Here is a 12,742-nt window from a genome sequence, read left to right as displayed (position 1 = left end):
GCGGCGGCCCGCCGCCGGGGGGGGCTCGGGCCCCCCCGCCCCGCCCCGGGGGGGGGCGGCCCCCCCCCCCCCCCGCGCGGCCCCGCCCCCCGCTCACGTCCGCCGACGGCGCCGGTCGCTACTGGGCGCCGGAGGACGCGGAGAGCAGGTCCTCCAGCTCCTCCTCGCGCTCCTGGGCGGCCACGAAGAGCAGCTCGTCGCCGCCCTCCAGGGTGTCGTCCTTGCCCGGGGTGAGGACCCGGCCCTCGCGGATGATGGTCACCAGCGCGGTGTCCGGCGGCCAGGCCACGTCGCCGACCCGGGTGCCGACCAGTTCGGTGTCGCTCGCCAGGGTCAGCTCGACCAGGTTGGCGTTGCCCTGGCTGAAGCGCATCAGCCGGACCAGGTCGCCGACGCTGACCGCCTCCTCGACCAGGGCGGACATCAGGCGCGGGGTGGAGACGGCGACGTCCACGCCCCAGGACTCGTTGAAGAGCCACTCGTTCTTCGGGTTGTTCACCCGGGCGACCACCCGCGGCACGCCGTACTCGGTCTTCGCGAGCAGCGAGACGACCAGGTTGACCTTGTCGTCACCGGTGGCGGCGATCACCACGTGGCAGCGCTGCAGCGCCGCCTCGTCCAGCGAGGTGATCTCGCAGGCGTCGGCCAGCAGCCACTCCGCCATGGGGACCCGCTCCACCGAGATGGAGTTCGGGTTCTTGTCGATCAGCAGGACCTCGTGGCCGTTCTCCAGCAGCTCGCTCGCGATCGAGCGGCCGACGGCCCCGGCCCCGGCAATGGCGACCCGCATCAGTGACCCTCCTCCTTCGGCCCCTGCGCGAACGCGGCCTCGACGGCCGCCAGGTCGGCCCGGCGTGCCATGACGTGCACCAGGTCGCCCTCCTGCACCACCATCTGCGGCGTGGGCAGCACGCCCTCGCCGAGCCGGGTGACGAACGCCACCCGGGTGCCGGAGGCCTCCTCCAGCGCGCTGATCCGGTGGCCGACCCAGTGCGGGTCGTAGGCGACCTCGGCGAGCTGAACGGTGCCGCTGGGGTCCTGCCAGAGCGGCTCGGCGCCGCTCGGCAGCAGCCGGCGCAGCATCTGGTCCGCCGTCCAGCGGACGGTCGCCACGGTCGGGATGCCCAGGCGCTGGTAGACCTCGGCCCGCCGGGGGTCGTAGATCCGGGCCGCGACGTTCTCCACGCCGAAGTTCTCCCGGGCGACCCGGGCCGCGATGATGTTGGAGTTGTCACCGCTGGAGACGGCGGCGAACGCGCCGGCCTCCTCGATGCCCGCTTCCTTGAGGGTGTCCTGGTCGAAGCCGACACCCGTGACCCGGCGGCCGTTGAAGCCGGCGCCGAGGCGACGGAACGCCGTCGGATCCTGGTCGACGACGGCGACCGAGTGGCCCTGTTTCTCAAGAGCCCTGGCGAGGGCGGAGCCCACGCGGCCGCAGCCCATGATGACGATGTGCACCGGCGCTACCTCACCCGTCCCGTTGGGTTCTTGACCTGCGCAAACACCGTTCATCTTCCTTTCCCGCCCCGGGGTGCGGGGCGAGCGTGTTCGTGGGGCTCGGTGTGACAACCTGAGTGTTGCCCGCCTGCTCGTATCCGACACGCTAGCCGGTCCACCGAACACAGTCGCGACGAAGGGGGGGCCATAAGTCGGACCACAGGGCGAACAGCCCCTACGATTCCTTAACGTGCCTATGCCGACTGACCTTCCGAAACGCATCCTGATCGGGCGTGCGCTGCGCAGCGACAAGCTCGGGGAAACGCTGCTCCCCAAGCGCATCGCGCTGCCCGTCTTCGCCTCGGACGCGCTCTCCTCGGTCGCGTACGCGCCCGAGGAAATCCTGCTGACGCTCTCCCTGGCGGGTGCCTCGGCCATTCACTTCTCGTGGCAGATCGGCGTCGTCGTCGCCGTCGTGATGCTCGCCGTGGTGGCCTCGTACCGGCAGAACGTCCACGCGTATCCGAGCGGTGGTGGCGACTACGAGGTCGCCACCGTGAACCACGGTCCCAACTCCGGCCTGGTGGTCGCCAGCGCGCTGATGGTGGACTACATCCTCACCGTGGCGGTCTCCACCACCTCCGGGGTGGCCAACGTGGTGTCCGCGGTGCCCGCGCTGCGCGGCCACGAGCTGACCCTGTCGGTCGTCGTGGTGATCGTGCTGATGGGCATGAACCTGCGCGGTGTCCGCGAGTCCGGCAGTGCCTTCGCCGTCCCGACCTACGCCTTCATGGTGGGTGTGCTCGGCATGGTGGTGTACGGCGTGGTCCGGCACTTCGGCCTGGGCCAGGACATCCCCGCCGAGAGCGCCGGGTTCCACCTGGAGCCGACGCCCGGCAACGAGTCGCTGGCCGGCTTCGCGATGGTGTTCCTGCTGCTCAAGGCGTTCTCCTCGGGCTGTGCCGCGCTGACCGGCGTCGAGGCGATCTCCAACGGTGTGCCCGCCTTCCGCAAGCCGAAGAGCAAGAACGCGGCGACCACGCTGCTGATGATGGCCTCCATCGCCGTCGTGATGTTCATGGGCATCATCTGGCTGGCCCGGCTCACCGGTGTCCAGATGGCCGAGAACCCCGCCGAGCAGCTGGTCGGCGCGGGCGGCGACTACCACCAGAAGACCGCGCTGGCGCAGATCAGCGAAGCCGTCTTCTCGAACTTCACGCCCGGTTTCTACTTCGTGGCCGCCGTCACCGGTCTGATCCTGGTGCTGGCCGCCAACACCGCCTTCAACGGCTTCCCGGTGCTCGGCTCGATCCTGGCCCAGGACCGTTACCTGCCGCGCCAGCTGCACACCCGCGGCGACCGGCTGGCCTTCTCCAACGGCATCATCCTGCTGGCGCTGGCCGCGATCCTGTTCATCATCGCGTTCGACGCCGATCCGACCCGGCTGATCCAGCTGTACATCGTCGGTGTCTTCGTGTCCTTCAACATGAGCCAGTCCGGCATGATCCGGCACTGGACCAGGCACCTGCGCACCGAGACCGACCCGGCCAAGCGCCGTCACATGCAGCGCAGCCGGGCGATCAACGCCTTCGGCCTGGTGATGACCATGGCGGTGCTGATCGTCGTCCTGGCCACCAAGATCAGTCACGCCTGGATCGCGATCGCCACGATGGTCGTGCTGTTCGTGATGATGAAGGCGATCCGCCGGCACTACGACCGGGTCTCCGAGGAGCTGGTCGCCGCCGAGGAGCCGGACGACGTGGTGCTGCCCACCCGGGTGCACGCCATCGTGCTGGTCTCCAAGCTGCACAAGCCGGCCCTGCGCGCCCTGGCGTACGCGCGGCTGGCCCGGGCCCACACGCTGGAGGCCGTCACCGTCAACGTCGACCCGGCGGACACCGCGGCGCTGCGCGCCGAGTGGGACGAGCGCGGCATCGAGGTGCCGCTCAAGGTGCTGGACTCGCCGTTCCGCGAGGTGACCGGGCCGGTGCTGGACTACGTGAAGAACCTGCGCCGCAGCAGCCCGCGCGATGTGGTGTCGGTCTACATCCCCGAGTACGTGGTCGGCCACTGGTACGAGCACCTGCTGCACAACCAGAGCGCGCTGCGGCTCAAGGGACGCCTGCTGTTCAAGCCCGGGGTGATGGTCACCTCGGTACCGTGGCAGCTGGAGTCCTCCGAACGGCGCAAGCCGCAGAAGGCCTGGTCGGCGCCCGGTGCCGTCCGTCGTGGTGAGCCGCGGGCGCCGAAGGCCGTAAAGTCGAAGGTCTCCGCACAGCCCGACGGCACCGCTGACAGCAGCAAGGACTCCTCCCAGTGACCCGCAACACCCCGCCCCGTTCCAACGGCTCCTCGGGCTCCTCGTCGAAGGGCTCGTCCTCGAAGGGGGGCTCCGCGAAGGGCGCCCGCAAGGGCGGCGCCGGCAAGCCCGGGCAGGTCGCCCGGCCGCGCTGGGGCAAGCCCGTGCGCCCGGCCGCCACCGACCGCGAGGGCTTCACCGCGCAGACCGCCCCGCTCGCGCCGGGCGAGCGGGCTCCCGAGCCCGCCGAGCGCCCCGCGCCCGCGCAGGCGCGCAAGGAGAAGCCCAAGGAGAAGGCCAAGGAGCAGCCCCGGAGCGGCGACCGCCCGCGCAAGCAGGCCGTCCGTCCGCCGAAGGCGCTGCGGACGCCGCGCGCGCCGCGGGCCGAGGCCGCCCCCAAGGGGCCCGGCGGCGACCCGCTGGTCGGCGAGCGCTACGAGGTCGAGGTCGGCGCGGTCGCGCACGGCGGCGGGCACTGTGTGGCCCGCCACGAGGGCCGGGTGCTGTTCGTCCGGCACGCGCTGCCGGGCGAGACGGTGATCGCCCAGGTCACCGAGGGCACCACGAAGTCGCGCTTCCTGCGCGCCGACGCGGTGGAGATCCTGGAGCCCGCCAAGGACCGGATCGCCCCGCCCTGCCCGTTCTCCGGGCCGGGCAAGTGCGGTGGCTGCGACTGGCAGCACGTCACGCCGGGCGGGCAGCGCAAGCTCAAGGTGGCGGTGCTCACCGAGCAGCTGGCCAAGCTGGCGGGCCTCACCCCGGTCGAGGCCGGCTGGGACGGCAGTGTCGAGCCGATCGGTGGCAAGCTGCCGGCCGGGCAGGTGCCGGCCTGGCGCACCCGGGTGCAGTACGCGGTGGACCAGGAGAGCGGCAAGGTCGGGCTGCGCAAGCACCGCTCGCACGACATCCAGCCGGTCGACCGCTGCCTGATCGCCGCCGAGGGGGTCACGGAGCTGGGCATCGAGGCCCGCGACTGGCCGGGTGTCGCCACCGTCGAGGTGATCGCCGCCGCCGGGTCCTCGGACCGCCAGGTGGTGCTGACCCCGCTGCCCGGTGCCCAGCTGCCGCTGGTCGAGCTGGACAAGCCGGTGTCGATCGCCCGGATCGACGACCACGACAACATCCACAAGGTGCACGGCCGCTCCTTCGTCCGCGAGCGCGCGGCCGGCCGGACCTGGCGGGTCAGCAACGGCGGCTTCTGGCAGATCCACCCGGAGGCGCCGGACACCCTGGTCGACGCGGTGCTGGACGGTCTGGACCCGCAGTGGGGCGAGAACGCGCTGGACCTGTACTGCGGTGTCGGGCTGTTCGCGGGCGCGCTGGCCGACCGGGTCGGCGAGGACGGCGCGGTGCTCGGCATCGAGTCCTCCAAGCAGGCCGTGGTCGACGCCCGGCACAACCTGGCGGTGCTGGACAACGTCCGGATCGAGTGCGACCGGGTGGAGACGCTGCTGCCGCGGACCGGCATCACCGCCACCGACCTGATCGTCCTGGACCCGCCGCGGGCGGGTGCCGGGCGGGAGACCGTCGCGCACCTGGTCGGTCTCTCGGCCCGTCGGATCGCCTACGTCGCCTGTGACCCGGCGGCGCTCGCCCGGGACCTCGCGTTCTTCCGTGAGGGCGGGTACCGGCCGGTCTCGCTGCGGGCGTTCGACCTGTTCCCGATGACCCACCACTTCGAGTGCGTGGCGATCCTGGAGCCGGTCGGGGAGTAGTCGAGGCTCTCGCACTGACGCGCAGGCGGCATCCGGTCGGTCCGGGTGCCGCCTGTCGGCGTTCGCGGGCCGTCCGGGTGGGCGGGGCCCGCGCCGGTCCGGCCGGGCCGTGCCCGAGGGTCCGGCCGGGCCGGTACGCGGTGCCCGGCTGGGCCGACGGGGTGGGGCGCGCCGCCCGGTCGGGCCCGACGGTCGGCGCGAACGGGCCGGGACGCCTGGCCCGGCCGGGCACCGGCCTGGTTCAGCGGATGGGCACGCCCGCGTCGGCGGGCACCGCGGTGCCGCGGGGGGTCTCGGACCCGGCCGGTGCCTGCATCGTCCCGGCGGGCAGGCCCTGGTCGCGCAGGCGGCGGCAGATGTCCTGGAGGACGGCGATGCCGGGCTTCTCGTGGTCGTCGGTGGGCCAGACCACGCCGAAGTCGCAGGGCGCCAGGCCCTCCACCGGCCGGTAGCGGACGTCCGGGCGGGGGAAGAGCTCGGCCGCCACGGCGGGCAGGAAGGCCATCGCCCCGTCGAAGGAGACCGCGGAGAGCAGCGACTCCACCCGGGTCACCTGGTGACCGGTGTAGCGGACCCGGGTGCCGTCGGGCCGCGGGTCCATCGCCCAGAAGCTCCGCTCGGAGGGGGACACCTCCGGCGCGAGGCCGACCATCGGCCGGTCGGCGAGGTCCGCGAGCCGCAGCGCGGGCTGCCGGGCCAGCGGGTCGGAGGCGGCCAGGCAGACCACCCGCGGTTCGGTGGTGAGGGGTTCGGCGTGGAAGCCCTCGGGCGCCGGCAGGTAGACGAACGCGGCGTCGATCTTCCCGATCGCGAGGGCGGTGGTCTGCTCGACCAGGTCCAGGACGTGGAAGTCCACGTCCAGACCGGGGTGCAGGGTGGTCAGCGCGGCGATCACCCGGCGGGTGGCGGCCAGGGCGGCGGCGCAGTCGGTCAGCCCCAGCCGCAGGGTCAGCCCGTCGCCGTCGGCGGGTGAGTGGCGGGCGGCGTCGCGCAGTTCGTCCGCCGCGCCCACCACGTTCCGGACGAGGGGGAGCAGGGCGTGCCCCAGGGGCGTCAATGTCACTTTCCTGCTCGTCCGGGTGAACAACTGCACCCCCAGCCGGCGTTCGAGGGTGCGGATCTGCTGACTGAGGGCGGGCTGGGTCAGGTAGAGCCGTGCGGCGGCGCGGCCGAAATGCAGCTCCTCGGCCAGCGTCAGCAGTGATCGCAGTTGATGAACTGCCGGGTCGTCCACGCCGACCATCGCCGTTGCCTCCCATCGCCCCGGAGTTGGCTCCGCGATCCATCAACCATGCTAATCGATAGACGATTGCGCGGAGCCTTGCGGGCGAGGGAAGCTGACGGTGCCTCAGCGCGGTCGCGGGAGAATCCGGTACGGCGTACCGGGGTGGCCGAAAACCGGCCGGCCGCTTCTTTCCGCCTGCCCTGATCCACCCGCGTACGCGCGGGCGCGGCCGTCGTTCCGGCGAGAACGGCCGTCGGGGCGGGGCGTCCACCGGGCACGACCGATCATGGCGGTCCGTCGAGAACCACCGGGCACCATCCCAGAAGCGGTTCCGTGCCGCCCGGCGCGGGACACGAATTCAGGAGCGGTGAAATGAGTGTTCAACCAGGAATTCCGCCCGAGCCCGCCAGGTGCGGACCGCACGATTCCGGCTTCGCGCCCAAACGGGCATGTTGTCTGGAGGAGTGTTGAACCACGACACCACGGGGGAGTCGTCCGCCCGGACGGCATCGGCGCGCGTACTCGAACTGCTCTACCGGTACCAGCGGATCGACGAGGCGCTGGCGGCCGGACCGGACGGTCCGGCGGACGGCCCGGGGACCGCGGGAAACGCGCGCTGCGAGGCGTGCTCCGAGGTCCACCGGGCCAAGATGGAACGCTTCACCGCACGCGGTGAGCCGATCCATTTCGTGGTCCCGGCCTTTCCGGCGAAGTCCCCGAACCAGGGCAAGGTGCTCGGCGCGCTGCCGGATCTCGGGGAGCGGCTGGCGGTCGGCTTCCTGCAGTCGCTCTGCGACTACGTGCGGCACTTCTACGGGCCGGGTGCCCGGGTCACGATCTGCTCGGACGGCCACGTCTTCGGCGACGTGGTCGGGGTGACCGACGGGGCGGTGACCGCCTACCGGCAGGCCCTCGGGGACATGATCGGCGCCTCGCACTGGTCCGCGCTGGACCTCTTCGGCCTGGACGACGCGTTCGGCAGCCTGGACTACCCGAAGATGCGGCGGGTGCTGGAGGAGAACTACTGCGCGACGCTGGACGAGCTCAAGGAGAACGTCCGCACCGACCGGAACACGCGTGCGCTGTTCAACGGCATCCACCGCTTCATGTTCGAGGACGCGGTGGCGCGGCAGGGCGGCGGTGGGACGACCCGCAACCAGCTGCGGAAGAACTCCAAGGACGCCGCGTACCAGACCATTCTGCGGAGCAACGCGTGGAGCCGGCTGGTCGCCGAGAAATTCCCCGACGCGATACGCCTGTCGATACACCCGCAGCCCCCGCACTCGGAGAAGTTCGGGCTCCAGCTCATGCCGACCAAGGACGGCTGGCTGACGCCCTGGCACGGCGTGGTGCTCGACGACGGCGTCAGCCGGTACCTGGTCAAGCGGTGGGACGCGGAAAACCTCCGGGCCACCGTCGTCTGGCGGGACGGCCGGCCCAGCCATTTCGTCGCCCCGCACCTCGCCGCCCGCCCGTAGGGCCGCCATCCCCCAGAAAGGAGGACAACGCGCCATGACGATTTCGACGCCCCCGATCGCGGATCTGCGCCACATTCCGCTCCGTCCGTTCGGCCGCGTGATCGAGGCGCCCGGCGGGAATGCCCGGATCGCCGACATCCCGGTGGAGACGCTGGCCCGCTGGACCGAGGAATCGCGGGTCCTGGTGCTCCGCGGATTCTCCCTGCTGGCGAAGCAGGAATTCGCCGACTACTGCCGGCGGTGGGGCGAGGTCCTGAAATGGGAGCCGGGCGAGGTCATCGACCTGGTGGTCGAGGACAACCCCCGGAACTACCTGTTCGCCAGCGGCGACGTGCCGTTCCACTGGGACGGTGCCTTCGTCGAGGCCGATCCGCGGTACTTCTTCTTCCAGTGCCTGGACGCGACCGCGGGAGCCGGCGGGGAGACCGTCTTCTCCGACACCACCGCCGTCTACCGGGACGCCGACCCCGAACTGCGCGAGCTCTGGTCGCGGATCAGCGTCACCTACACCACCGAGAAGATGGTGCACTACGGCGGCGAGGTGACCGAGCGGCTGGTGGCCCAGCACCCCGGCACCGGCGTGCCCGTGCTGCGCTTCGCCGAGCCGCTGGACCCGGCGGTCTACAAGAACCCGGTGTCCGTCCAGGTCGACGGCGTCGACGGCGCGCAGGCCGAGGAGTTCATCGCCTCGATGGCGGAACGGCTGCACCGCCCCGCCTACTGCTACGCCCACGACTGGCGCCGGGGCGACATCGTGATCGCCGACAACATCGCGCTGGTGCACGGGCGCAACGCCTTCACCGGGCCGACCTCCCGCCATCTCCAGCGGGTCGAGGTCATCTGACCCTCCGGCCGGCTCCCGGCACTCCCGACGAGCCCGGTCATCACACCCGTCAACGCCCGGAGGTCACCATTCCCGGCACAGGTGGAGCGAGAACATGAGCATCGGCATTGTGGGCACCGGGATCTCCGGTCTTCATCTGGCACTGAGGCTGCGGCAGTTCGGCGTCGACGCCACCCTGTACACGGCCCAGGAGCCCGACGACATCCGCGGCGGGCCGCCGTTGAACTTCGTCACTCGGTTCGACTCCACCCGGGAACGGGAATCCGCGCTCGGCGTCACCGCATGGTCGTCGGAGGCGTACGACAACGCGTGGATGCACCTCCATGTGGAAGGCCCGGGCGGGATGGCCTTCCGCGGCCGGCTCCCGAAGCCGGCCAGCTCGGTCGACTTCCGGATGTATCTCGCCACGCTGCTGGAGGAGTACCGGCGGCGTGGCGGGAATCCGCAGCGGCTGCCGGTGGCCGACCGGGCCGGGCTGGAGCGGCTGGCCGCACGCCACGACCTGGTGGTCGTGGCGGCCGGGCGGGGCGCGCTCACCGAGGTCTTCCCACGGGACCCGGCCCGCTCGCCCTACCTCTCGGCGCCGCGCCGGCTCGCCGGCGGCCTGTTCCACGGAGTCCGGCCGCCGGAGCCGGCCGGCATGACGATGCACATGGTCCCGGGGGCGGGCGAGATCCACGCCCCCACCTACCACTCGTTCACCGGGCAGGTGACCGCCGTGCTCGTCGAGGCCGTCCCGGACGGCCCGTTCGCGGAGCTGACCGGCCGGGACCACCGCGGCGACCCGGACGGCTTCGCCAAGGAGGTCCTCGCCCTCGTCACCGCCCACGCGCCCGCCCTGCGGGAGCGCGTGGACGAGCGGGACTTCGCCCTCGCCCGACCGGTGGACGTGCTCCAGGGCGCGGTCGTCCCGGTGGTCCGCCGGGGCTGGGCCCGGCTCGACGACGACACCTGCGCGCTGGCCGTCGGTGACGCCTGGATCGCCAACGACCCGCTCACCGCGCAGGGCGCCAACCTCGGCTCGGAGCTGGCCTTCCACCTCGCCGACGCGTTGCGCGAGCACACCGGCCCGTACGACGCGGCGTTCTGCCACGCCGTCTCCGAGCGGATGTGGCGGATCGCCCGGCCCGTCGTCGACTGGACCAACCTGTTCATCGGCCCGCCCCCGCCCCACCTGGGCACCCTGCTCGCCGCGGCCGCCGCGGACCAGCGGGTGGCCGACGCCTTCGTCGCCCACCTCGACCGGCCGGACGCCATGTGGCGCGGCCTCGCCAGCCCCGAGAGCACCGACGAGTTCATCGCCCGGGCCCAGTCAGTGAGGAGTGCGGTATGAGTGTCGAGGTCGGCCTGGTCTGGGACGCGGTCGGACGGATCGAGGACGGGCGGGGACTGCTGGGGCTCGCCCGCCAGGCCGGGCTGGACACCTTCCTGGTCTTCGACCACCTGATGAACGTCTTTCCCCGGCAGGCCTGGGACACCGACTTCAGCCACGTCGCGGCCGGTCTGCCGACCCCGGACCGCTGCCTCGACTTCGCCACCGTGCTCGGCAACCTCGCCCCGCAGGCCGGCCCGGTCCGGCTCGCCGTCGGGGTCACCGACCCGCACCGGCGCCACCCCGCGGTGCTCGCGCAGACCGCGCTGACCCTCGCCCAACTCACCGACCGGGCACCCGTCCTCGGCATCGGCGCGGGAGCGCTGGAGAACCTCGTGCCCTACGGCGTGGCGCACGACCACCGGGTGGACCGGGTCGAGGAGGCACTGCGCGTCCTGCGACTGCTGTTCTCCGGGGAGGGACCGCACGACTTCCGCGGCAGCCACTTCACCCTCGACCGGGCGCTCATCACCCCCGCCCCCGAGGGCCGCACCCCCCGGATCTGGCTCGGTGCCAACCGCCCCCGGATGCTCACCCTGGCCGGCCGGTACGCCGACGGCTGGCTCCCCTCCGAACTGATGGCCCCCGACGAGTACGCCCGTCGGCTCGACGTGGTGCGCGCCGCCGCCGTCGACGCCGACCGCGACCCCGACACGATCGTCGCGGCCGGCGGTGTCCCGATCGTGGTGGCCGAGACCGACGCCGCCGCGCAGGACCTGCTGCGGGCCACCCCGATCCGCTACCTCGCGCTGCACGCCGGCGCCCGGGCCTGGCGCCGGCACGGCGCCGCCCACCCCTTCGGCGAGGACTACCGCGGCCTGGTCGAACTGCTGCCGCACCTGCTCACCCGGGCCGAGGTGGAGCGGGCGCTCGCGGTGGTGCCCGACGAGGTGGTGGCCGACCAGGTCATCGCCGGCAGCCGGGAGACAGTGCTCAAGCGGATCGGCGAACTCCTCGACGCGGGCATGCGCCACCCGATGCTGATCCCCGCCTCCGCGCTGGCCTCGCCGGAGGCCGCCGGCTACACGATCGAGTCCGTCGGCTGGCTCGCCGCCCGGCTGCGCTCCGGCTCCGGCCCCGACGCGGGTTCCTCCGACGGCGCCCCGGCGGTGTCCGCGTGAGCGGCGTGGGGATCGTCGGAGCCGGCATCTCCGGCCTGCAACTGGCGCTGCGCCTGCAGCAGTCCGGCGTCCCGGTGACGGTGTACTCGGAGCACGGCGTCGAGGGCCTCAAGGGCGGCCGGCCGCGCAACTTCCCCGCCCGGTTCGGGCAGACGCAGCGGCGGGAGAGGGAACTCGGCGTCCACGACTGGGAGTTCGCCGACGCGCAGGTGCGGCACTGGGCGGTCACCATGCACACCGGCGAGCCGCGGCCGCTGGAGTTCCTCGCCGCGCTGCGGCCGCCGTCCAGCGTGGTCGACTTCCGGATCTACCTGCCCCGGCTGCTCGGCGCCTTCGTCGACCGCGGCGGGGAGCTGGAGACCGGCGACCACCCGGTCGAGGAGATCGCCCGGCGCCACGACCTGGTGGTCGTCGCCAACGGCAACCGCTCCGTGCGCCGGCTGTTCCCGGCCGACGCCGCCCGCTCCCCGTACAGCACGCCGCAGCGCGTCCTGTGCGCCGGGATCTACCTCGGGATCGACGAGGAGGTGCCGCACTCGCTCGACATCCACTTCCTGCCCGGTGCCGGGGAGATCCTGCGGCTGCCCTTCTACTCCCCTGCCGGCCGGGCCGACGTCCTCGCCTTCGAGGCCGTTCCGGGCGGCCCCCTGGAGTCCGCCCGCCACCTCGACGCCGACGCCGACCCGGTGGCCTTCCACCGCCACGTGCTCGACCTGGTGGCCGCCCACGCCCCGGGCCTGCGCGAGCGGATCGACACCGCCGGCTTCGCGCTCACCGCGCCCGGCGAACTCACCCAGGGCGCCATCACCCCGGTGGTCCGCCGGGGCTGGGCCCGGCTCGACGACGACACCTGCGCGCTGGCCGTCGGTGACGCCTGGATCACCAACGACCCGCTCACCGCCCAGGGCGCCAACCTCGGCTCGCACAGCGCCTTCGCCCTGGCCGAACTGATCACGAGCCATCAGGGGCGCTACGACGAGGAGTTCTGCCGAGGCGCGTCCGAGCGGCTCTGGGAGCACGCCCGCCACGTCGTGGAGTGGAGCAACGCCTTCCTCGCCGAACCCCCGCCGCACGTCGCCGCGCTGTTCGGACGGGCCGCGGCCGACACCAGGGTCGCCGACGCCTTCGTCAGCGGCTTCGACGACCCGGTCGCGACGTGGCGGGCGCTGTCCACCCCGGAGGGCGTGAGCGCCTTCCTCGCCGACTGCGAGCGGACCGAACCCGTCGGCCGCTGAACGGACCCACGACCAC

10 protein-coding genes are annotated in these 12,742 nt (G+C 72.7%); 7 read left to right on the top strand and 3 right to left on the bottom strand.

The genetic code is table 11. The features are described 5' to 3' along the window. Positions 1-118: 118 nt before the first annotated feature. Together ACFXHB_RS22215 and ACFXHB_RS22210 are read right to left on the bottom strand one after the other, a co-directional pair. A complete protein-coding gene (locus ACFXHB_RS22215) occupies positions 119-790 on the bottom strand; it encodes a potassium channel family protein (RefSeq protein WP_380576327.1) in 672 nt (223 codons plus the stop codon). Continuing rightward, positions 790-1,458 (bottom strand): potassium channel family protein, encoded by a 669-nt coding sequence (locus ACFXHB_RS22210; RefSeq protein WP_380576326.1) that lies wholly within the window; start codon positions 1,456-1,458, stop codon positions 790-792. Before ACFXHB_RS22210 ends, ACFXHB_RS22215 begins: the two co-directional genes overlap by 1 nt. Positions 1,459-1,687: 229 nt before the next feature. On the opposite strand from ACFXHB_RS22210, the gene ACFXHB_RS22205 reads away from it, so the two are divergent. Then, positions 1,688-3,757, top strand: coding sequence for an APC family permease (locus tag ACFXHB_RS22205; protein WP_380576325.1), 2,070 nt, complete (start codon positions 1,688-1,690; stop codon positions 3,755-3,757). A gap of 338 nt (positions 3,758-4,095) precedes the next feature. Further along, on the top strand, positions 4,096-5,451 hold the full coding sequence (locus ACFXHB_RS22200) for a class I SAM-dependent RNA methyltransferase (protein ID WP_380576328.1): 1,356 nt from the start codon (positions 4,096-4,098) through the stop codon (positions 5,449-5,451). Positions 5,452-5,692: 241 nt separating this feature from the next. On the opposite strand, the gene ACFXHB_RS22195 is transcribed toward ACFXHB_RS22200, so the two are convergent. After that, positions 5,693-6,694 (bottom strand): LysR family transcriptional regulator, encoded by a 1,002-nt coding sequence (locus ACFXHB_RS22195; RefSeq protein WP_380576324.1) that lies wholly within the window; start codon positions 6,692-6,694, stop codon positions 5,693-5,695. 449 nt (positions 6,695-7,143) lie between these two features. On the opposite strand from ACFXHB_RS22195, the gene ACFXHB_RS22190 reads away from it, so the two are divergent. From ACFXHB_RS22190 to ACFXHB_RS22170, 5 genes are all read left to right on the top strand, one after another. Then, on the top strand, positions 7,144-8,154 hold the full coding sequence (locus tag ACFXHB_RS22190; RefSeq protein WP_380576323.1) for an L-tyrosine/L-tryptophan isonitrile synthase family protein: 1,011 nt from the start codon (positions 7,144-7,146) through the stop codon (positions 8,152-8,154). Positions 8,155-8,188: 34 nt separating this feature from the next. Beyond that, positions 8,189-8,998 carry a TauD/TfdA family dioxygenase gene (locus ACFXHB_RS22185; RefSeq protein WP_380576322.1) on the top strand — a complete coding sequence of 270 codons (810 nt, stop codon included), beginning with the start codon at positions 8,189-8,191 and terminating at the stop codon, positions 8,996-8,998. A gap of 94 nt (positions 8,999-9,092) precedes the next feature. After that, positions 9,093-10,331, top strand: a complete 1,239-nt coding sequence (locus tag ACFXHB_RS22180) for a styrene monooxygenase/indole monooxygenase family protein (RefSeq protein WP_380576321.1) — start codon at positions 9,093-9,095, stop codon at positions 10,329-10,331. Further along, positions 10,328-11,491 (top strand): LLM class flavin-dependent oxidoreductase, encoded by a 1,164-nt coding sequence (locus ACFXHB_RS22175; RefSeq protein WP_380576320.1) that lies wholly within the window; start codon positions 10,328-10,330, stop codon positions 11,489-11,491. The genes ACFXHB_RS22180 and ACFXHB_RS22175 overlap by 4 nt, the downstream gene beginning before the upstream one ends. After that, positions 11,488-12,726, top strand: coding sequence for a styrene monooxygenase/indole monooxygenase family protein (locus ACFXHB_RS22170; RefSeq protein ID WP_380576319.1), 1,239 nt, complete (start codon positions 11,488-11,490; stop codon positions 12,724-12,726). Before ACFXHB_RS22175 ends, ACFXHB_RS22170 begins: the two co-directional genes overlap by 4 nt. The last annotated feature ends 16 nt before the right edge of the window (positions 12,727-12,742 follow it).

The sequence above is a fragment of the Kitasatospora sp. NPDC059327 genome, assembly GCF_042752535.1.
Classification (GTDB): domain Bacteria; phylum Actinomycetota; class Actinomycetes; order Streptomycetales; family Streptomycetaceae; genus Kitasatospora.
This window is presented reverse-complemented; position numbering and strand designations above follow the sequence as displayed.

Bases quoted from the DNA above. Each gene is read 5' to 3' on its own strand.
- ACFXHB_RS22185 (WP_380576322.1), top strand. From the start codon at position 8,189: ATGACGATTTCGACGCCCCCGATCGCGGATCTGCGCCACATTCCGCTC.
- ACFXHB_RS22180 (WP_380576321.1), top strand. From the start codon at position 9,093: ATGAGCATCGGCATTGTGGGCACCGGGATCTCCGGTCTTCATCTGGCA.
- ACFXHB_RS22175 (WP_380576320.1), top strand. From the start codon at position 10,328: ATGAGTGTCGAGGTCGGCCTGGTCTGGGACGCGGTCGGACGGATCGAG.
- ACFXHB_RS22215 (WP_380576327.1), bottom strand. From the start codon at position 790: ATGCGGGTCGCCATTGCCGGGGCCGGGGCCGTCGGCCGCTCGATCGCG.
- ACFXHB_RS22195 (WP_380576324.1), bottom strand. From the start codon at position 6,694: ATGGTCGGCGTGGACGACCCGGCAGTTCATCAACTGCGATCACTGCTG.